Here is a 19,030-nt window from a genome sequence, read left to right as displayed (position 1 = left end):
ATGTAAGCGGCCGACGCCGGCCGCAGCTGCTGCGCACAGTAATGAGGACATCATGAAGTTACGCAGTATACGAATCGGTGGCCGGCTCGGCATCGGGTTTGGACTCATCCTGCTGATTCTGGCACTGATTGTCGGTCTCACGTCAGCCCTCACGCTGCACCATAAAGCCCGGCTATTGCAGGGCCTGGAGACGGCTACCGCAAAGGAAAGAAGTATCACGGCCATGAAAGGCGCCATGCTGGAAAGCGGGGTCGCCACGCGCAATATCGGCCTGCAGTCCGATGTAAGCCTGATGCAGGTGGAAGAGGACAAGGTAAAGGCGGCCCGCAAGCGTTATGCGAACGCGCGCGCCGAACTGGCGAAGCTTGGCCTGCACGACGGCGAGGCCGATCTGCTGCGCGCCATCGACCGGTTGGACGGACAGGCCAGCCAGGCGTTTGACGAGACCGTCAAGCAGGTGCTTGCCTTCAATACGGAAGGTGCCAGCAAGCTGATCGCCGGCCAGATCGATCCGCTGAGCCAGCGCATGCTGGCATCGCTCAATGAACTGGTGGCCCTGCAGCAGGCAGCGACCCAGAAGTTTCTTGACGAATCGGTGCATACCGACCGCCAAATGATGGCGTGGCAATTCGCCCTCAGCGCCGCGGCGCTGGCACTGGGCATCTGCGCCAGCATTGTGATCACCCGCTCGATTACCCAGCCTTTGCGTTCTGCAGTGCTACTGGCCCAGACCGTGGCCAAAGGCGAGCTGTGCGCCACTGCGGACGTGGCGGGCAAGGACGAACTCAGTGAACTGATGCAGGCATTCAATAGCATGAGCCGCAGCCTGAGCGCCACCGTGCTGGCCGTGCGCGCCAGTACGGCCAGCATTGATGTCTCTTCACAGCTGATCGCCGACGGCAATGTGGATCTGTCGGCCCGTACCGAATCGCAGGCCGGAACGCTGGAACAGACGGCCAGTTCCATGGAAGAGCTGACGGCCACCGTCCGGCAGACAGCCGAGAATGCGCGTGCCGCCAATGTACTTGCCGCCCGGGCAGCGGAAGTGGCGACGCAAGGCGGCGATGTGGTTGCCAGGGTCGTCGACACCATGGGATCGATTCGCGGCAGCTCGTCCAAGATCGTCGATATTATCGGCGTCATCGAGGGTATTGCCTTCCAGACCAATATCCTCGCGCTCAACGCGGCGGTCGAAGCCGCCCGCGCCGGCGACCAGGGGCGTGGCTTCGCCGTGGTAGCTGCAGAGGTGCGCAACCTGGCACACCGCTCCGCCGCGGCGGCCAAGGAAATCAAACAGCTGATCGGGAACGCCGTGGCGCAGGTCGACACCGGCAGCACCCTGGTGGACGAGGCGGGCAGCACCATGATCCTGGTGGTCGACGCCGTTGGGAAGGTGGCCGAAATCATGGCCGACATCACGCTCGCGACCCAGGAACAAAGCAGCGGCATCGGTGAAATCAATCTGGCGATGACCGCCATGGACCAGATGACCCAGCAGAATGCGGATCTGGTGGATCAGGCAGCCACGGCGGCGAACAATATGCGTGAACAGGTCGAGCAGCTGGTCAATGCCGTCGCTGTGTTCAGGGTATCCGCCGAGGACGATGGCGCGGCCGGCGCCAGGCGGCCACCAGCCGTGATGGTGCTGGCTGCGCCGGCCCCGGCCCATCAGCTGGCCGCCGGCTAGCCGCTGGGACCCGATCATGTTGCCACTGACCATGCCACCGGCCTGGCTTGCCCCGTCCCGTTCGCTGCACGCTGACCGCGGCATCGGCCGGGCAAGCCAGTCGGCCTTGTCCCCGGTACTGGATTCAGGATATGTGGGGCTCGCCTGCTTCGATGCCGACGACGTCCTGCTGAACGCGAACATGGCCCTGTGCAGTGTCCTGGGCCGCACCACAGAGCAGCTGGCCGGCACCAGCTTCGTCGATCTGTTCGCGGTGGATGAGGCAATGCGGGGCGTCGGCCCTGGGGCCGCCCCCCAGGCCGGCTGGTCTGCCGTGCGCCTGCTGGGCTGCGGAGAAACCGGGCCGGCCCTGATGCTGCGCCTGCAGGGGCAGCACGAAGACGAGACCGCTCGCAGCACGATCGTGGCAATCGGCAATCCCGGCGTGCCCCACCATATCGACCCATTGACCGGCGCCCTGAATGCAGCCGCTTTCACTGCCGAACTTGAGCGGGCGGTTGCGCGGCACAGCTCCGGCACGGGCTTTGTTCTGCTGCTCCTGACCGTCAACCGCTTTCAATCGCTGGCCGCCGTCTATGGCCACGCTGCCTGCGACCGGCTCCTGCGCGATATTGCGCAACGCCTCAGAAGCCTGACCAGATGGCGCGGCCTGGTCGGCAGGTTGCGTGATGAGGAGTTTGGCGTGATCGTTGCGCGTGATACCGCGGACGATATCGGGCTCTTCACGCAACAGCTGGTCGCCGCCGTGTGCGAATCGTATCAGCTGGATGGCGAGGAGGTTCTGCTGACGGTGGCCGCTGGCGTGTCCAGCTTCCCGGAGCACGGGCGCGCCGCAGAGGCACTGTCGCGCGCCGCGGAGACCGCGCTCACCCATGCGCGCTCACGGCGCGGTCCTGCGGTACAGCTGTTCGATGCGGAACTGGGATGGTCCAGCCGCCGCAGGGCCGAGCTGGAGCGCTCCTTGCGGAAAGCGCTGCAGCGGGGCGAATTCGAGATCGAATATCAGCCGCGCATCGAACTGCAGTCGATGCAGGTGACGGCAATGGAAGCCCTGCTGCGATGGAACCATCCCCAGCTCGGCAGGATCCCACCGCTGGAGTTCATCGGCCTCGCTGAAGAACAGGGCGTGATCGCCGACATCGGGCGCTGGGTGCTGAACGAAGCCTGCGCCTTCGCTCGCCTGTTATCGGAACAGCGGGCCGTGCCACTGCGCGTCTCGGTCAATATTTCAGCGCAACAGCTGAAAGATGACCAGATCATTGACGATATCTGCTCTGCCCTGGATTGCACCCGGCTCCCGCCGCGCCTGCTGGAACTCGAACTCACCGAAAGCCTGCTCGTCGACGACCATGAACGATGCTCCGCGCTGTTCCGGCGCCTGAAGGATCTCGGGCTCATCTTGTCGGTAGATGACTTCGGCACCGGTTATTCCTCGCTCGCCTACCTGCAGGCCTTCCCGGTCGACACGATCAAATTGGACAAATCGTTCGTCAACCGGGGTGGCAGCACAGCACGCAATCTGCGCTTGTTGAAGGCGCTGGTCGACCTGGCGCACGCGCTGGACCTGGAGGTGGTAGCCGAAGGGGTGGAAGAACCGGAGGTGTTGCAGTTCCTGCATGGGTGCCGCTGCAATGAAGTGCAGGGTTATCTGGTTTCGAGGCCGCTGGGCCCCGAGGCGTTCAGGCGATTCCTGCGCTCTTACACTCCGGCTGCGGCCGATGCAGGCGGCCGGCAGCTTGCCGCCATCGGGCTGCAGGCATGAGCAAGCAGGCCAGCAATGCGGGCGACGCCGATATCGGCGAAGTTCTCGACGCCCTGGCTCAGCTCGCTGCGCGCCTGCTGGAGATTAACGGGCTGATCCTGCAGAAGGTGGTCCAGATGTGCCGCCAGATGAGCGACGACGGTACTGAACTGGACATCGTCCTGAGAATGCAAGACACTCCGCCCCGGCCGCCGATACCAATGGCATCTCTTGCGATTTCAGCGCGTTCATTCGCCGGCCATGCCAGGCAAGTACATTGCACCGTCAAGGGACTGACCGGCGCGGAGCCTGTCCACAGGGGCAAGCATAATCAGCTTACACTCGCCGGCACAGCGTCGTCACTGCAAGACCTGTATGAGCTGCTGAAGATGTGGGAAGATCGTTCGGCCGGCGGCGAGCGCTATCGCCCCCTTCGTACGCAGGTAGCCCATATGGCGAGCGTAGCCGCCGGGAACCTTCATATCGCGCATCAGGCGCTGGAGTCGCTTCGTTCGATGGCAGCCGCAGCACAACAATTCGCCAGCGCCCACTTGCCGTAAAACACGGTTCGGCATCTATCCGGGCTCACGCGGGCCCACACCGGCAGTGATCAGGGAGCTTTCTTTTCGAGGGTATTCTCCACTTTGTTCATCACGTCCTTGACCGTGTAGTCGGAGGGAACGGCGAACAGGGCCGCATCCGGCTCGCCACGCTTGATGTTATCGAGGCGGTAGACATGGTCGCCGCTGCGCGGGTCGCTATGTTTGGTCAGCAGCGTGACCTGCAGTTCCGGCGAATACCAGGTTTCGTCTGTGACCACGATCGCATTGCGGTTGCCGATTTCACCGGCCGGAATTTCATAGCTGCGCACACTGCCGTCAGCCTTCACGCCTTCGATCTCTTTGGTGCCAAGTTCGCGCGTGACGGCTTTCGCCGCATACTTTGCGTCGCCGAACGCGCCGAAGGCGCCGCCCAGCGCCAGCCCGCGCGCCAGTTCCCGCGCCGCGCCGGCATCCGCCGCCCTGGCCACGTGAACGCGCACGTTCTCCTGGATATTCTTGCGCAGCTCGCCATCGAATTTCTCGACGCGCTTGATGACGATCTCTTCACCGTTCGGCCCCTTGCTGCGCTCCACGCCCGGCACCTTGCCTTCCTTGCGCAGCGCCTCGATACGGCTGCGCGCCACTTCGGCCAACTCGCGCGGGGCCACAATCTTATTGGCCGTCTTTTGCTGGGGATTCAGCACATACATGGTGCCGTCTGTCTCCCGGATCGTGATCGTGCGCAGCTCGCCCTTGCTGTCGCGGATCTCCTGCCGCGTGCGCCCGGCGCTGTCACGGTAACTCATTGAGCTGGTTTTCACGGTGATGTCGTTGCCGTCAGCCAGATTCTGCTGGCGTTCGCTGATGACTTCGGCCGAGAATGGCATCCCCTTGACGGTACGGTCGGCGCGCAACAGCGGGCCTGTGATGCGAACGCCATCGGCGCCCTGGAAGGAATTGGCAATGACGATGGTGCGGTTGTCCGGACCATCGCCGAATTCGAAATCGCCCGCAAAGGCAGGAGCGAGCAGCGTGCTCATCAGGGCTGCAATCAGGATCTTCTTGGTATGCATGGCTTCCTCTTCGTGATGTAACTCAGTGGGTAAGAAAAATCATTGGGGCAGGAGGCGCAAGGCCAGCGGCTCGCCATCCGCGCCCACCAGCAGTTCGACACGCACCGTGTCCCCCGCCGTTTGCGGCGTGAGTGCGCCGTCCAGGCTGGCCAGCGACGTGCGCGGCACGGTTGTTTCGACCAGCTGCGGTGAAGCTTCCAGCTCGATACGTTCGCGCGATTCGAGGGCGATGAAGTCCCCTCCTTCATCGAAGCGCATTGCCGGATGGCCCGGATGCTGCGGCGCCGGCAGAATCAGCGTGAACACCAGCAGCGCCATGGCTCCAGCGCCGCTAATGAGGCCGCCCGCCATGCCCCATTGCCGGACACTCAGGCGCTGGTACCAGCGCTGCTTCGGAAACTGTTTCGCGAACGCGGCCAGCAGCTCCTTCTCCACGCGAGGCGGCGTATTCAGGCCGCTGCTGGAAGCGCGCAAGGCCGTGAAGTACGGCGCGATCAGCGGCTCGTCGAATTCATCGTGGGTCGGCATGTTCATTTCATTTACCTGCACAAGTTAAGGCGGGGCTATGCGCCCCCAGTCGTTTTGCCAGGGCGGACCGCGCACGCGAAAGGCGCGAGCGCACGGTGCCGAGGTCGATCTGGCAGATGGAAGCGATTTCCAGGTAGGACAGATCGTGCAATTCGTAGAGGATGACCACGTCGCGGTAGTGCGGCGGCAGCAGCGCCAGCGCACGGCGCACTTCCTCGGCCCGTTCGTCGCTGAGCATGCGCGCCAGCGGTTCCGCGCTGTCGTCGGGCAGATCGGCCTCGCCGTCTTCGTCCTCGCCGGGTTCGGTGAGGCTGGCCGTACGGCGCTGCGCTTCCTCATGCTTGAGCAGCAGGTTGCGGGCGACGCCGAGCAGGAAGGGAGCCAGCGCTCCACGTGTTGGGTCAAAGGCGAAACTGCCGGTCAGCAGGCCGATGAACACCTCCTGCACCACATCGGCCGCGCTATCGGCCGAGCCGCAGCGCATGGCGGCGAAGCGGAACACCGCGCTCTGGTGGCGCTGGTATAGCGCCTGGAAGGCGGCTGCGTCGCCCTGGCGCAGGCGGCGCAGCAAGTCGGTATCGGCGATGGTGGCTGGCGTAGTCATCTTCATGTTTGGATATATTCCGGCCAGGGGGCGGAAAAGTTCCAGGTATTTGATGAGATGCTACAAAATATTGTTGATGGGTACATGGCTCCCCTCCCCTTGCGTGCGGAGCGGCGACTAACGGCTTCACAGCAAGCTGTTCGTCCAGCATCCCTCGCTGAAAAACGAAGCGACTCAAGCAGCTATGGCGGCCACAGTGCAATGGCAGCGCATGCAGCCAAATGGCAGAGATTCGCTCGTACGCCGGTATAAGGTGGATTTTTTTTCGGCGGGGGGGGAAGGACGCATGGCAATACATTTGAATAACGGACCGGTTGGAACACTACTGACCCGGCTTGGGCAGGAAGGGGCTGCGGCGATCCAGCTTGAGGTTCTACCGGACGGAAGAGCTATCTTCCTTGCGTCGAACCGGGTCGGACGAGTCAACGTTGATGGGCAACTGGACGAAACCTTCGGGAGTGATGGTGCCGCAGTGTCACTGGGCGCCCACACTGGTTCCCTGGCGTTGGCTTCGAATGGCGCAATATATACGCTCGGGAATAGAACGGGCGGCGATCTGGTGCTGACCCGCCTGACGAGTGAAGGTCAACCGGACTTGTCTTTTGGTGACGCGGGGGCCGTGATCTTGGACGGGGGGCGCTACGAAACAGGCGGCCGCATCGCATGCCTTCCGGATGGAAGCGTCATTGTGGTCAGTGCCGCTCCGAGTGCTCGTCTGGCCGACGATGCCGTCCTCGAAGCATTTCGCGTGGCATCCGATGGCACGGTTGATACAGCGTTTGGCCTCCATGGATTGGGAACGACCGCGCAAAGTATCGCAACCGTACAGGACATTGCTGTTCAGTCTGACGGCCGGATCCTGATTGCCGGGATACCCGACACCACCGAACCGACTGCTCCTGTGTACGTGGCACGCCTGACTGCTACCGGACAAGTCGATTCCAGTTTCGGCAACGAAGGTATTGTCATCACCTCTTTCGGGGCGCCGCAGGGCCTTAGCATGAGCCAAATGCCTTCGATAACCCTGCAGGACGATGGGAAGATCCTGCTGGCCGGGGGCCGTTCCACGCACAATGATGGCACGCCCACCTCCCCGTACTCCGTGAGCTCCGAACTGGCAGTCATGCGCTTGAATAACGACGGTCAAGTCGATCATACCTTTGCAGCGGCCGGACTCGCAACCATCTCGCCGAACGTATTCGAGGCGGGGGGGCTCCCCTCGGCAGTGAGTGGCATGGCGTCCGCCGTGTCAATGGGCAGCCAAGGCGAGATATATGTCGCAGGATTTGCCCACCGTTGGCCTGACAGCCCCCATTACGACTACGACAGTGCCGTCATCGTGTCCCGTCTCGACTCAAATGGACACCTTGACCCGAGTTTCGGGAACAACGGCATCTGGCATCAGCAGTTGGGGTACTACAAGAATGCGACAACCTATGCGCTTGCCGTCGCTCCCGATGGCAGCCTGATCGTGTCTGGCAGTGCAGGGCCATTGGGGCATCCCCAAACCGTGTGGACCCAGGATCCACTCACTGCCTTTCTCATGCACGTGGACGCGAACGGCGTACAGAACGAACGCTACGGTGTCACTGAATTCACAACGAATGACGTCGACTTCCGGGGATTTGGACCAGCAGTCATCCTCAATAGCACGGTATCCCTCACCGGGGCAGAACACCCCGGTGTCACGCTCCAACGTGTTGGCGGAGCGAATCCGAATGATGAATTTATTGGAACGGGAGACCTTGAATTTTCCGAAGGATTTATCCTTTTGCGCGGCCACGCCATTGGCATCGTCGGCCAGTCCAATGGACTACTGGACCTCTCCTTCGACCTCACCACAACACCGGCCCAGGTCAACGACGCACTGCGCTTGATTGGCTACCGCAATTCGTCAGAATCGATTTCTGCCACCATCCCCTTGCAGTGGACAGTCAGTGATCAGGGTCGGCAGACCACGGCCATCACGGAGGTGCATGTCGAGGCAAACAGCGCCCCCTACTGGCTGCAGGCGCTCATCAATCCGGCAGGGCCAACCCTTGAGTCAACACGAGAGCAAGATCTTTCGTTTTTCCCGGCAGCTCACAATGTCCGAGTGACCTTTCCGGACCACGCGACGGACCCCATATTCGCGGCACAAGATCCCGATATCGACGTCCGCGCTCTATCCTCGGCCGAACAGTCGGCGCTCAAGCAAGCCTTTGCTTACATCAGTTCGGTGGTCGATCTTAAGTTCGTCGATGACCCTGCTGCCGAAGCATATTCGCTCGAGATCGTTCACAACGCAACCTCACAATCCATCTCGGGACGCGCCATATATCCCGGTGCGCAAGGCGGTACTGCGCGCATTCAGATGGATTTCGATCCGGGTACTGCGAGATGGACACCGTACGTGTCCATGCACGAGTTGGGGCACGTTTTCGGCTTGAAGCACTCCTTCGAGGGCGACGGCTTGCCGGATGAGGAGGACTGGACCTCTCTGACGCTCATGTCTTATTCCCCTTGGTCCCGTGGCATCAATCCTCAAACGGTATCGTATGGCGAACTCGACATTGCCGCCTTGCAATATATCTACGGACCCAGCAAAGTCGCCCGAACCGCGAATGACGTGTACCAGCCCACTGCGCACGGATCCAATTTCATCTGGGACGGTGGCGGCGTGGACACGATCAGCCTGGCCGCCCAAACCCAGAACGTCACTTTGCATCTACAGCCCGGCTATTGGGACTATATTGGTGAGCGGCGTGGCCAGTTCATCACCTCACCGGGCCAGTTGACTGTCAACTTTGGCACCGTGATCGAAAATGCGATTGGCGGGCGCGGCCACGACATCATCGTTGGCAACGACACCGACAATGGTCTGACTGGCGGATTGGGTAATGACACCATTGATGGAGGTCCCGGTTCTGACACAGCATTCTTTTCGGGACAGTATGCTGACTATCGCGTCGCAATAGGTCAAGATCGCCTGTTAACCGTCAGCGGTTTGGACGGCACGGACATACTCAACCATATTGAATGGCTACAGTTTACCGATGTACGCGTCCAATTCGATGCCAACGGTTTGCATGTGGTAGAGCCGCCGCCCACAGCACCGCCTCCGCCTCCGCCTCCGCCTCCGCCTCCGCCTCCGCCTCCGCCTCCGCCTCCGCCTCCGCCGCCGTCGCCGTCGCCGTCGCCGTCGCCGCCGTCGCCGCCGGCCCCGGTTCCCAGCCCGAGTCCTACGCCCCCGACACCCGATCCAGCACCTGGAACGCTTCCGCGGTTGCCGGTACCGGTCACTCAGCATGAGATCAGCGGTGCGGACAACCTGACAGGAAGTGCTGGGAATGACCTTATCCGCGCAGCCAGTGATTCATCCCATCTGTTGACCGGCGGCGGCGGTGATGACCTGCTGATCGGGGGAGCCGGAATCGATACCGCCGCGTATACCGGCCGCCTGGCCGACTATGAAATCACCGTGGGCGCAAATGGCGTGTCGGTGCTGGACAAGTCCGGTACCGACGGACATGACCTCACGGTTGCCGTGGAAAGGCTGCATTTCGCGGACTTTTCGGTCGCGCTCGACCTTGAAGGGCGTGCGGGCCAGCTTGCGGCCCTATACCGCGGAGCCTTCGACCGGGCCCCGGATACCACAGGGATGGGTTTCTGGCTGGAGAAACGTGATGGGGGTACGGATGCCCACACGATTGCGTCACAATTCGTTCGCAGTGACGAATTCGCCAAGCGGTATGGCGAGCTCACCAGCGTGCAGGACTTTGTAACCGCGTTCTACGAGAACGCCCTGGGCCGGGCTCCAGATAAGGAAGGATTTGACTGGTGGGTTCACCGCCTGACCGAACTCAACCAACCATTGGATGAGGCACTGGAGTCGACCGTGTTGGTCGCCTTCAGTCTGTGCGAGGAGAGTCTGGCGACGATCATCGGCAACTTCCCCCAAGGGATAGCGTACGGGCATTAAGCCGTGTGCATGGGCGTGCCGGACCGATCGCAGTGACCTGGGCGACTTGGTATCCGCGAAGTTGCAACTCCCGAAACAAGATGCCGTTCAGCGCTAACTGAACGGCATTACTTCCGCAGGGGAGGCTTTAGTCGGCGGCACCTTTACTGCCCGGCCCCTGCGCCAGCATCGTATCGGCGATATGCAGCATCGCGCGCAGGCGGTCCATATGGCGCAAGTCATGGTGGTAGCCAACCCAGACGTCCCTGCCCGGAGGTGGGCCCAGCGTTTCGATGCGCTGCAATCCAGCTGTCGCGTCGCCCAGCGGCCTGGGCAGCACCGCAATGCCCATGCCCCGCAGGCACATCTGTGCCTGGACGGCCCGGCTCGTGCTGGTGAAGACACGCGGCGACTTCGGGCACCGGTCAAGCAGCCAGGCCACATCGGGGAAATGCGACTGTGCCGTATTCATGAGAATCAATCCCACCGAAGCCGGATCCTTCTGCATTGCAGACACGGTGTCGGCAGAGCCATATACACCGTACGGAATGCTCATCAGGCGGCGCTGAACGATGTCCGGTTCGGTGAACGGAACGATGCGAAAAGCCACATCGGCCTCACGGCGCGACAGGTTCAGCAAGCGGTAGCTTGCGATCACCTCCGGCACCACGGCCGGGTGGCGGTGCGTGAGTTCAGCCAGCACGGGCGCCAGCACATAGCCGGCAAACCATTCCGCCGCCGATATCCGCAAGATGCCTTCAAGGCGCTGCTGGTTGCCTGCCAGCCGCCGCTCCATGGACAGCGCTGAGTCTTCCATGGATTCCGCGAGGGCCAGCACGGCGTCCCCGGCGTCCGTAAGCACCAGTCCATCCGGGGTCCTGCGAAAGAGCGCCTGCTCCGCTTCATCCTCAAGCGCTTTGATCCGGCGGCCCACCGTCGGATGGCTCACGCCCAGGGTGCGCGCGGCCTCGCCGAACGACCGGCCGCGCACTACCGCCAGAAAAATCCGGACGTCGCTCCATTCCATCTTTTCACCCGTACAAAAATGTACGTGAAATATACATGAATGGCAGTTCACAGACAATGGTGTACGCCTCACCATGCTGTTTTTGAACGAGGAATCTCAAGCCATGAACAAGTTGAAAGACAAAGTCGCCATTGTGACGGGCGCTTCCAAAGGTATCGGTGCGGGCATCGCCCGCCAGCTTGCGGCCGACGGCGCGAAGGTTGTCGTCAATTACGCATCCGGCAAAGGCGGCGCGGACAAGGTCGTCGCCGACATCGAAGCCGCTGGCGGCACGGCCATTGCAGTGGGCGCGGACGTCACCAGCAACGCGGAAGTCGAATCGCTGGTCAGCGCGGCAATCGACCGCTTCGGGCGCCTGGACATCGTGGTGAACAACGCCGGCATCTACCAGCTGGCCAAGGTCGAAGACACGACCGAAGAGCTCTATCGAAAGCAGTTCGATATCAATGTTCTGGGCCCGCTGCTGCTTATCCGCGCGGCCGCGCCGCACTTGGGCAAAGGCGGCAGCATCATCAACATCAGTTCCAATGTCACACGCGTCCTGCCGCCTGAAAGCGCGGTCTACACCGGTACCAAGGGCGCGATGGATGCCATCACCGGTGTGCTCTCGCGTGAACTCGGCCCGCGCGGCATCCGTGTCAATGCCGTGAACCCCGGCATGGTTGAAACCGAGGGCACCCACGCCGCCGGGGCAATAGGCTCCGATTTCCAGGCCTGGTACGAGCGTCTCACGCCGCTCGGCCGCATCGGCCAGGTGCGGGACATTGCGCCGATCGTTTCGTTCCTCGCATCGGACGAGGCCGGCTGGGTGACTGGCGAGATCATCCTGGCTTCGGGCGGCATGCGCTGAGGTGCTTATGTCACAGAACAATCCTACCCCACCTGAGCCGCGCCGCTGGGCGATGTTCGCCGTGCTGCTGGTCGGTTCCTTCCTGCCGCCGCTCGATTTCTTCATCGTCAACGTGGCGCTGCCTTCCATCCAGGGCGACCTGGGCACCTCGTCCTCGGCCGAGCAGATGGTCATTTCCTCGTATGCCGCGCTGTATGCGGTGATGCTGATTACCGGCGGGCGCCTGGGCGACCTGTTCGGCCGCAGCCGGGTGTTCTTCCTCGGACTGGTGGGATTCACCGCCGCCTCGCTGCTATGCGGCTTCGCCTGGTCACCGTGGGCCCTCATCGCCGGACGCGCCCTGCAGGGCATCACCGCCGCGATCATGGCGCCACAGGCGCTCGCCTCCATTCAGGCCATCTTCCCCGAATCCGAAAAGCCGCTGGCACTTAGCCTGTATGGCGCGGTGTTTGGCCTCGCCTCCGTCATCGGGCAGGCGCTGGGCGGTGTGCTGATTGCGCTGAACTTGTTCGGCATGGGATGGCGGGCGGTCTTCCTCGTCAACCTGCCGGTAGCCATGCTGGTGATCGTGTTCGGCATTCCTCTGCTGAAGCGGACGGGCAAGCAAGGCTTCGGCAAGCTGGATCCGGGCGGCATGGTCTTGTCGATGCTGACCCTGGCGCTGCTGATCGTGCCGCTGATCGAAGGCCGCGAGGCCGGATGGCCGTGGTGGTCATGGCTGTCGCTGGCCGCTGTGCCCCTGCTGGCCAGGTACTTCTGGCGGTACGAAACCCGGCTCGCGCAGGCCGGCGGGGCGCCCCTGCTCAATCCAGCGGCCCTGCGCGCGCCGGGACTGGGCCGCGCCCTGCTGATCGCCCTCTCCTTCTACTCGATCGGTTCCTTCTTCCTGCTGTTCTCCGTCTACTTGCAGAACGCCCTGCACGTCAGCGCCCTGAATGCGGGCCTGGTGTTCCTGCCTTTCGGCGCAGGCTTCCTGCTGGGCCCCTTGGCCACACCGTCTTTCCGGCGGCGCCTCGGCGAGTGGGTCAACCCGGTTGGCATGGGACTGGAAACCGCCGGTTTCCTCGGCCTGGCATGGCTCATCGCCGCGACGCCGGACAGCACGGCGCCGGCATCCGCGCCGCTTGCCTGCCTGCTGTTCTTCATCGGCTTCGGACAGGGACTCGGCTTGCCAACGCTGATGAAAATGATCACGGGCCGCGTGGCGCCAGCCTACTCCGGCATGATCGCCGGCATCGCCAGCTCGACCCTGCAGGTAAGCACCGCGCTCAGCGTGGCACTGATCGGCGGGATCTTCTATACCGTCCTCGGCGGACGGAATGACCCGACGGCGATCTCGCACGCCTTCGTCGTCGCGGCGCTGTGCATCGCCTTCTGTCTCAGCGTAGGCGTGGTGCTGGGCATGACGCTCGCCCGCCGCGCCGCCGCTGCGTCCATCCAAGGCCGGGTTTCCGGCGCTTGATCCACTACTTTTTCACAACCGGAGTCACACCAAATGAGTGCAAGCAACGAGCAAGTTACCCTCTACGTCTATTACCAGGGCACGCCCGAAACCCGCTTCGACCGCGATTACTACACCAATCACCACCTGCCGCTGTGCATGGAAGCCTGGCAGCAGTATGGCCTGCTCAGTTGCAGGGCCTTCTATCCTTCGATTGATGAGGAAGGTACGATCGCCATCTGCGAGAGCGTCTATCGCGACGAAGCGGCCGCCGAAGCCGCATTCAGTTCGCCGGAACTGGCAAAGGTGATGGAGGATGTCGCACGCTACACCGACGCCACGCCGATGCGCATGCGTGGCCTGCCAGCCGCGCTCTGACAGACCACACGGCGGGCGCGGCTCAGGCTCATGGGCCGGCGGCTTTACTTAAAGGTCAGGAACGGCACGCCCTGGAGCATGCCGTTCCTCAGCCGGTCTCCCCGCCTGGCTACACCGTGGGAACAGTGCCGCCGTCGATGCGATACTCCGCTCCCGCGATCGAAGCGGATCGCGAAGACGCCAGGAAGGCAATCAAATCGGCCACCTCCTGCGGCTTGGCGGGCCGGCCGACTGGAATTCCGCCAAGCCAATCCATGACGATTTTCTTGCCGCCCTCGTAGTCCGTTCCGGCCTCCGCCCCCATCCGCTCTGCAAACGCTACGGAGGCTTCGGTCTCGATCCATCCCGGCGCGACACTCAGCACACGAACTCCCTTTGGCGTGACCTCTCTTGCCAGCGATTTGCTGTAGGTAGTGAGGGCGCCCTTGGCCGCCGCATAGGCGGTCGTGGACTCGGGCAGCGGCAGCACGCGCTGGATGGAGCTGACGTGGATGACGACTCCCGAACCTTGCGCCAGCATGCCCGGCAGCAGCGCACGATCCAGCCGTACGGCAGGCATCAGGTTCAGGTTCAGCTCAGCGAACCAATGCTCATCGCTGATCGCAGCGAAACCGCCGCCGGGAGTCTTTGAGCCGCCGAGCACGTTGACCAGGATGTCGACGCCGCCCCAATCCTGCAGGACGGTCTGGGCAAGATGGCTCGTGCCTTCCGGCGTCGACAGGTCGGCAGCTACGTAGGTAACTCCTGCCACCGGCTGCGCCGGCACAGTGCGTGCGGATGTCATGACCCGGGCGCCGGCCTCCGCAAGGGTTTTCACGACTGCGGCGCCAAGACCCAGCGTGCCGCCGGTGACTACAGCCCGCAGGCCATTCAGATGAAGGTCGAAGCTCATACCGAAATCTCCATGGAGGCGATCAGTCCGCCGTCAAGCCGGAAGCGGAGGGTCATGTCAAGCGGGCTTCCCTTGAAGGTGCCCACCGTGTGCACGCGGACGATATGGAACCCGCCGTCGCGCTCCAGCGCAAAGGGCGTCATCGTGTACGTGTATTTGGCGTTGGCCTTCTCCTTCCAGGCCCTGATTTCGTCAGTCCCGGTGTGCACCTGGCCGACATCGTTCACAACGGCTTGCGCGGTGAAGCACCGCGCAACGGCTTCAGGGGTCTGCTGATCGGCCACAAAATAGGCCGATATCGGCTCGGGCAGGTGTAACGCGGCTTGTGTGCTCATAACTTTGGCTCCTTGTGGTGAATATGAGCGTAAGGATGCGCCAGCGCGGCCCATTAGTGAATGCTCTAGAATTTGAATGTATTATTTAGAAAATAGTTCATAATCTGTGTGACACTGAACGAAGGGGACGGTACCTGATGCGTGGATCTGATTTTGCGGAGTTGAAGGCTTTCGTCGCCGTCGTGGAGCGCCAGAGCTTTGCCCGCGCGGCAGAGCATCTGGGCCTCTCGCCGTCGGCACTCAGCCAGACCATCCGGCAGCTCGAAGAACGCATCGGCGCGCGTCTTCTGAACCGCACTACGCGAAGCGTTGCGCCCTCGGCGAGCGGCGAACGGCTTTACAGCCGCGTGGCGCCCTTGTTTCGGGAGATGGATGTTGCTGTCGCAGAGGCCAGCGAGGCGACAGGGCAGATAAGCGGCACGCTGCGCATCAACACGCTGGGCATCGCAGCGCGGACCATCATTGCACCCCGGCTGGCACGCTTCCATCAGGCATACCCTGACGTGGTGCTCGACATCGTGGTTGACGACGCGCTGGCCGATATCGTCGTTGGCCGTTTCGATGCTGGCATCCGCGTGGGCAACCGGCTGGAAAAGGACATGGTTGCCATCCGCCTCACGCCAGACCTGGACATGGTGGCCTTCGCATCTCCGGGCTACCTGGCGCGTTGCGGCACACCGAAGACACCAGCAGATTTGCACCGCCACGCCTGCATCAACTGGCGGCTCCAGATGGATGGCCGGCACTACCGCTGGGAGTTCGAGAAAAAGGGCCAACGGCTCGAAGTGGCGGTGAACGGACCCATCGTCACCAACCACGCTGACATAGGCATTGCCGCAGCGCTGAATGGGCTCGGCATTGCCTATCACTTTGAGCGGGATGCCGTAGGAGAGCTGCTGGCTCAGGGCCGGCTGGTTCAGGTGCTCGCGGACTGGTCGATTTCGCGCCCGGGACTGTTCCTCTACTACCCGAGCAGGCAGCATCGCCCCGCCCTCCTTGGTGCATTCATCGACTGCCTGCTGGATCGAAAACCGTTCGACCGACGCTGAGCTCCAGCGAACTGATCTGTTAGATAGTATGTGAACGCGTTGGCCGATACTAACGCGCTGCGGGGCATCAAGCTCGAACGCTTCTGGCGCCCCCAGCGACTGCGCCATCCTCCCCGCCTATGCCGTGCTGCCGCTGGACGACTTCGCTCGGCGCATAACCAAACTGTGCCTTGAAGGCGCGGCTGAACGCCGCGTCCGACGCGTAACCGACACGCTCCGCTACCTGGGTGATCCGCAGGGCGCCGCCGGCCAGCATGTCAGCAGCCAACGTCAGCTTCAGGCGTTTGACATACTGCAGGGGCGCTTCGCCCACGCGCGCCGTGAAGCGCTCTGCAAAAATCGTCCGCGACATCGTCGCCAGCGACGCCAGCTGCCGAACCGTCCACGGTGCAAACGGCGCGGCGTGGATCGCATTGAGCGCGCGCCCGATGCGCTCATCGCCGATGGCGCCAATCCAACTGTTGGGATGGGCCTGACTGGCCGCCCAGGTACGTAGTGTGCGGATCACCAGCAAGTCGATCAAGCGCGAAATCATCAGCGAGGATCCAGGCTCTACTTCATGCGACTCCTTTACCAGGAAATGCGTCAGCGCATTCAGCCAGTCAGGCGGCTTGCCGGGGCCGGCCTGCAGATGAACCACTAGCGGCAGCGCCGCCATGATGGCCGCCAACGATCCGCCCTCGAAATGGAACAGGCCGCCGACCACACTAGCGGCCGCGCCATCCCCGCCATAGTCGAGTACCGACCTGTCGCGGTCGAAGTGCGCACCGATCACCTGGCCGATGGGCACCGGTGGCGTGGCCAAGTCATCGCCAACTACGTGGCCAGTGCCGTGCGGCAGCAACACCATGTCGCCGCAGCCAAGGCGCACCGGCGCCGCGCCCAACGGCGTGAGCCAGGCGCTGCCGCTGGAGATGAAGTAGAAATGGGCCGGCCCTGCGGGGAAAGCGATGCTCCATGGCCCCCGTAGCTGCGCCGAATACACCAGTTCCCCACGCAGGCGGATCAAGGTCAGCACCTGCGACAACACATCCGCCCGAGTCGCCGCCATGCCATAGTCCTGCGCATTTCCGGACGATCGATCATGAGACACGGGGACTTCGCTATGGCTGTTCATACCTGGCGATCCTATCATTTGTCCTGTGGTTCCAATTTAATTTCCCTCTCAAAGGAGTATCTCATGAAAGCACTGAACAAACTTGCATTGATCACCACCGCGCTGATCGGCGGCCAAGCGATGGCTGCAGAAAAGCCGGCCATCGCCTTGGTGCACGGCGCCTTCGAAGACAGCCACGTGTGGGACGCCGTCAGCAGCAAGCTGCAGGCCGACGGCTACCGCGTTATCAACGTCAACCTGCCGGGCCGCCCCAGCGCGCCGCTTGCCTCCAATCTGGTCACCAGCGAACTGTACCGCGACACCGTGTTAAGCGCGATCGGCGCCGAGAAACAACCAGTGGTCTTGGTCGGCCACAGTTTCGGCGGCATTGCGGTATCGGCGGTGGCAGAGGCCGCGCCGGCCAAGGTGCGCACCGCCGTCTACGTGGCGGCCTACCTGCCGCAGAACGGCGAGTCGATGCTGTCACTTGCCAAGCAGGACCGTGACAGCAAGGCTGGCCCCGCGCTGCATATCGACGAGGCAAAGGGCTTGGTTTCGGTCGATTATGCGGCCCGTGCCGACCTGTTCGCCAATGGCGCGCCCGCCGGGCTGCGCAAGATGCTGCCGGACCTGATCATCGATGAACCTCTGGCGCCAATCGTCACGCCTCTGGCGCTGAGTGCCGCGAGCTTCGGCCAGGTCGACAAGGTGTATATCCACACCGCACGCGATCAGGTGGTCAGCCCATACTTGCAGCAAAAGATGGTAGCGGCCACGCCAGTGCGGCTGCAGTTGACGCTCGATACCGGCCACACGCCTTTCCTGACCGATGTTGCCGGGCTGACCAACGCAATTGAACAGGCTGCCAAATAAGCGGTGTGATGCACGGGACTACGGCCGCAGCAGGTAAAGCTTCTGCTCGCGGTAGTCCCACACAGTTTTGAACTGGCGCAGGAAGGCATAACCCAGTACCAGCACTGCCGGATCGGTCAGCCCGGTTGGAACGGCGGCGGGAAAACCGCTGGTCAGCACGAAGATTTCCTTCAAATCCGGCATAGCGGTGGCGCCGATCCTCAGCCCGGAAAGATCATATCTGCCGTCTTTTCCGGATGGTTTCAGCACGCCGCTGGCGAGCAGCCGATCCATACTCTGCTGGTCGATACATAACATGCCGTAAGCCCCGGTATCAAAGGCGGCGGCAACAGGCAGATCACCCACGCGGCCTGCCATCACCGGGATATGGGGAAGCTTGCGCAGGCCGAACGGCAGCGCCGCCACCAGTTCCTCGCCCGCCAGCGCGTCGGCGGAGGCGCTGCGGTAGAAGGTGGCCTTTTGCTGACGGTAATCCATCTTCAGCGTCGATGGATTCCACAGATTGAAGCCGATCCAGCCAAGAAAGTCGGGAGTGATGCGTTCGAGCTGAGTGGCATCCTGCGTTTGCACGGTGGTGACCTGGGGGAAATCGAGTCCCCCCACATGAACCTGCCGAACCACTGGCGCGCGCCGGATGGCAAATTTTTGGCCACTGCCGAATTGCCCGTCACCGGTTGACGTGGTGTCAAGCGGGACGCGATGGTCGTTAATCGCCAGCGCGATTTCCAGCCCAGTATCCAGCATCCATTTCCCGCGCACGCCTTCCACGCTGCCTTCGACGAAGGGATACTCCCGCACCATTACGAAAGGCAGGGTGACAATCTCAGCTCGCAAGCGGAACTCGGGAGCTTGCTCGGATTTCGCCAACCCCTCGGTGCTGGCAATGGCGGACAGGCTGAAGATTCCCAGCGCCCATGCGGTGACCCATGCCTGGGCACGTTGCGCCGTGGCCGATTTTTTCATCTTGCTCCCTT

Annotated in this window: 17 protein-coding genes; 9 read left to right on the top strand and 8 right to left on the bottom strand. The window is 62.6% G+C overall.

Annotation, left to right across the window (positions count from 1 at the left end; all coding sequences use genetic code 11):
• Positions 1-52 precede the first annotated feature (52 nt).
• From ACJRPG_RS06610 to ACJRPG_RS06600, 3 genes are read left to right on the top strand one after another with little or no spacing between them, the layout of a single operon-like run.
• The gene (locus ACJRPG_RS06610; protein ID WP_407999245.1) at positions 53-1,687 is read left to right on the top strand and encodes a methyl-accepting chemotaxis protein; all 1,635 of its coding nucleotides are present in this window, start codon (positions 53-55) and stop codon (positions 1,685-1,687) included.
• 16 nt (positions 1,688-1,703) lie between these two features.
• Positions 1,704-3,449, top strand: a complete 1,746-nt coding sequence (locus ACJRPG_RS06605; protein WP_407999244.1) for a putative bifunctional diguanylate cyclase/phosphodiesterase — start codon at positions 1,704-1,706, stop codon at positions 3,447-3,449.
• Entirely contained in the window at positions 3,446-3,988 is a 543-nt protein-coding gene (locus ACJRPG_RS06600) for a hypothetical protein (RefSeq protein WP_407999243.1), read from the top strand. Before ACJRPG_RS06605 ends, ACJRPG_RS06600 begins: the two co-directional genes overlap by 4 nt.
• A 50-nt stretch (positions 3,989-4,038) precedes the next feature.
• Here ACJRPG_RS06600 and ACJRPG_RS06595 read toward each other — a convergent pair whose 3' ends face one another.
• Genes ACJRPG_RS06595 through ACJRPG_RS06585 form a run of 3 tightly spaced genes read right to left on the bottom strand, consistent with a single transcriptional unit; the run spans position 4,039 to position 6,181 of the window.
• Positions 4,039-5,043, bottom strand: a complete 1,005-nt coding sequence (locus tag ACJRPG_RS06595; protein WP_407999242.1) for a hypothetical protein — start codon at positions 5,041-5,043, stop codon at positions 4,039-4,041.
• Positions 5,044-5,082: 39 nt separating this feature from the next.
• Positions 5,083-5,571 carry a hypothetical protein gene (locus ACJRPG_RS06590; protein ID WP_407999241.1) on the bottom strand — a complete coding sequence of 163 codons (489 nt, stop codon included), beginning with the start codon at positions 5,569-5,571 and terminating at the stop codon, positions 5,083-5,085.
• 7 nt (positions 5,572-5,578) lie between these two features.
• Positions 5,579-6,181, bottom strand: a complete 603-nt coding sequence (locus ACJRPG_RS06585) for an RNA polymerase sigma factor (RefSeq protein ID WP_407999240.1) — start codon at positions 6,179-6,181, stop codon at positions 5,579-5,581.
• 280 nt (positions 6,182-6,461) lie between these two features.
• On the opposite strand from ACJRPG_RS06585, the gene ACJRPG_RS06580 reads away from it, so the two are divergent.
• A complete protein-coding gene (locus ACJRPG_RS06580; RefSeq protein ID WP_407999239.1) occupies positions 6,462-10,136 on the top strand; it encodes a DUF4214 domain-containing protein in 3,675 nt (1,224 codons plus the stop codon).
• Positions 10,137-10,263: 127 nt separating this feature from the next.
• Here the strand turns inward: ACJRPG_RS06580 and ACJRPG_RS06575 are convergent, their stop codons facing one another.
• Positions 10,264-11,142, bottom strand: coding sequence for a LysR family transcriptional regulator (locus ACJRPG_RS06575; protein WP_407999238.1), 879 nt, complete (start codon positions 11,140-11,142; stop codon positions 10,264-10,266).
• Between the two features lie 103 nt (positions 11,143-11,245).
• On the opposite strand from ACJRPG_RS06575, the gene ACJRPG_RS06570 reads away from it, so the two are divergent.
• The 3 genes from ACJRPG_RS06570 to ACJRPG_RS06560 are packed head-to-tail and all read left to right on the top strand — an operon-like array spanning position 11,246 to position 13,811.
• Positions 11,246-11,992, top strand: a complete 747-nt coding sequence (locus ACJRPG_RS06570) for a glucose 1-dehydrogenase (RefSeq protein ID WP_407999237.1) — start codon at positions 11,246-11,248, stop codon at positions 11,990-11,992.
• A gap of 7 nt (positions 11,993-11,999) precedes the next feature.
• Positions 12,000-13,454 carry an MFS transporter gene (locus ACJRPG_RS06565; RefSeq protein WP_407999236.1) on the top strand — a complete coding sequence of 485 codons (1,455 nt, stop codon included), beginning with the start codon at positions 12,000-12,002 and terminating at the stop codon, positions 13,452-13,454.
• Positions 13,455-13,487: 33 nt separating this feature from the next.
• Positions 13,488-13,811 (top strand): EthD family reductase, encoded by a 324-nt coding sequence (locus ACJRPG_RS06560; RefSeq protein ID WP_407999235.1) that lies wholly within the window; start codon positions 13,488-13,490, stop codon positions 13,809-13,811.
• A 109-nt stretch (positions 13,812-13,920) separates the two neighbouring features.
• Here ACJRPG_RS06560 and ACJRPG_RS06555 read toward each other — a convergent pair whose 3' ends face one another.
• Together ACJRPG_RS06555 and ACJRPG_RS06550 are read right to left on the bottom strand one after the other, a co-directional pair.
• Entirely contained in the window at positions 13,921-14,703 is a 783-nt protein-coding gene (locus tag ACJRPG_RS06555; protein WP_407999234.1) for an SDR family oxidoreductase, read from the bottom strand.
• Positions 14,700-15,038: a nuclear transport factor 2 family protein gene (locus ACJRPG_RS06550; protein WP_407999233.1), complete on the bottom strand. Its 339-nt coding sequence runs from the start codon at positions 15,036-15,038 to the stop codon at positions 14,700-14,702. Before ACJRPG_RS06550 ends, ACJRPG_RS06555 begins: the two co-directional genes overlap by 4 nt.
• A gap of 137 nt (positions 15,039-15,175) precedes the next feature.
• On the opposite strand from ACJRPG_RS06550, the gene ACJRPG_RS06545 reads away from it, so the two are divergent.
• Positions 15,176-16,087 (top strand): LysR family transcriptional regulator, encoded by a 912-nt coding sequence (locus tag ACJRPG_RS06545; protein ID WP_407999232.1) that lies wholly within the window; start codon positions 15,176-15,178, stop codon positions 16,085-16,087.
• A 67-nt stretch (positions 16,088-16,154) separates the two neighbouring features.
• On the opposite strand, the gene ACJRPG_RS06540 is transcribed toward ACJRPG_RS06545, so the two are convergent.
• Positions 16,155-17,204, bottom strand: a complete 1,050-nt coding sequence (locus ACJRPG_RS06540) for an AraC family transcriptional regulator (RefSeq protein ID WP_407999231.1) — start codon at positions 17,202-17,204, stop codon at positions 16,155-16,157.
• A gap of 63 nt (positions 17,205-17,267) precedes the next feature.
• Here ACJRPG_RS06540 and ACJRPG_RS06535 point away from each other — a divergent pair, with 63 nt between their 5' ends.
• The gene (locus ACJRPG_RS06535; protein ID WP_407999230.1) at positions 17,268-18,056 is read left to right on the top strand and encodes an alpha/beta fold hydrolase; all 789 of its coding nucleotides are present in this window, start codon (positions 17,268-17,270) and stop codon (positions 18,054-18,056) included.
• An 18-nt stretch (positions 18,057-18,074) separates the two neighbouring features.
• Here ACJRPG_RS06535 and ACJRPG_RS06530 read toward each other — a convergent pair whose 3' ends face one another.
• Positions 18,075-19,019 carry a hypothetical protein gene (locus tag ACJRPG_RS06530; protein ID WP_407999229.1) on the bottom strand — a complete coding sequence of 315 codons (945 nt, stop codon included), beginning with the start codon at positions 19,017-19,019 and terminating at the stop codon, positions 18,075-18,077.
• Positions 19,020-19,030: the final 11 nt, after the last annotated feature.

The sequence above is a fragment of the Pseudoduganella rhizocola genome, from assembly GCF_045984285.3.
GTDB lineage: Bacteria > Pseudomonadota > Gammaproteobacteria > Burkholderiales > Burkholderiaceae_D > Rugamonas.
This window is presented reverse-complemented; position numbering and strand designations above follow the sequence as displayed.

Bases quoted from the DNA above. Each gene is read 5' to 3' on its own strand.
- ACJRPG_RS06540 (WP_407999231.1), bottom strand. From the start codon at position 17,204: ATGAACAGCCATAGCGAAGTCCCCGTGTCTCATGATCGATCGTCCGGA.
- ACJRPG_RS06610 (WP_407999245.1), top strand. From the start codon at position 53: ATGAAGTTACGCAGTATACGAATCGGTGGCCGGCTCGGCATCGGGTTT.
- ACJRPG_RS06590 (WP_407999241.1), bottom strand. From the start codon at position 5,571: ATGCCGACCCACGATGAATTCGACGAGCCGCTGATCGCGCCGTACTTC.
- ACJRPG_RS06550 (WP_407999233.1), bottom strand. From the start codon at position 15,038: ATGAGCACACAAGCCGCGTTACACCTGCCCGAGCCGATATCGGCCTAT.
- ACJRPG_RS06545 (WP_407999232.1), top strand. From the start codon at position 15,176: ATGCGTGGATCTGATTTTGCGGAGTTGAAGGCTTTCGTCGCCGTCGTG.
- ACJRPG_RS06555 (WP_407999234.1), bottom strand. From the start codon at position 14,703: ATGAGCTTCGACCTTCATCTGAATGGCCTGCGGGCTGTAGTCACCGGC.
- ACJRPG_RS06535 (WP_407999230.1), top strand. From the start codon at position 17,268: ATGAAAGCACTGAACAAACTTGCATTGATCACCACCGCGCTGATCGGC.
- ACJRPG_RS06575 (WP_407999238.1), bottom strand. From the start codon at position 11,142: ATGGAATGGAGCGACGTCCGGATTTTTCTGGCGGTAGTGCGCGGCCGG.
- ACJRPG_RS06580 (WP_407999239.1), top strand. From the start codon at position 6,462: ATGGCAATACATTTGAATAACGGACCGGTTGGAACACTACTGACCCGG.
- ACJRPG_RS06530 (WP_407999229.1), bottom strand. From the start codon at position 19,019: ATGAAAAAATCGGCCACGGCGCAACGTGCCCAGGCATGGGTCACCGCA.
- ACJRPG_RS06560 (WP_407999235.1), top strand. From the start codon at position 13,488: ATGAGTGCAAGCAACGAGCAAGTTACCCTCTACGTCTATTACCAGGGC.
- ACJRPG_RS06595 (WP_407999242.1), bottom strand. From the start codon at position 5,043: ATGCATACCAAGAAGATCCTGATTGCAGCCCTGATGAGCACGCTGCTC.
- ACJRPG_RS06605 (WP_407999244.1), top strand. From the start codon at position 1,704: ATGTTGCCACTGACCATGCCACCGGCCTGGCTTGCCCCGTCCCGTTCG.
- ACJRPG_RS06570 (WP_407999237.1), top strand. From the start codon at position 11,246: ATGAACAAGTTGAAAGACAAAGTCGCCATTGTGACGGGCGCTTCCAAA.
- ACJRPG_RS06600 (WP_407999243.1), top strand. From the start codon at position 3,446: ATGAGCAAGCAGGCCAGCAATGCGGGCGACGCCGATATCGGCGAAGTT.
- ACJRPG_RS06585 (WP_407999240.1), bottom strand. From the start codon at position 6,181: ATGAAGATGACTACGCCAGCCACCATCGCCGATACCGACTTGCTGCGC.
- ACJRPG_RS06565 (WP_407999236.1), top strand. From the start codon at position 12,000: ATGTCACAGAACAATCCTACCCCACCTGAGCCGCGCCGCTGGGCGATG.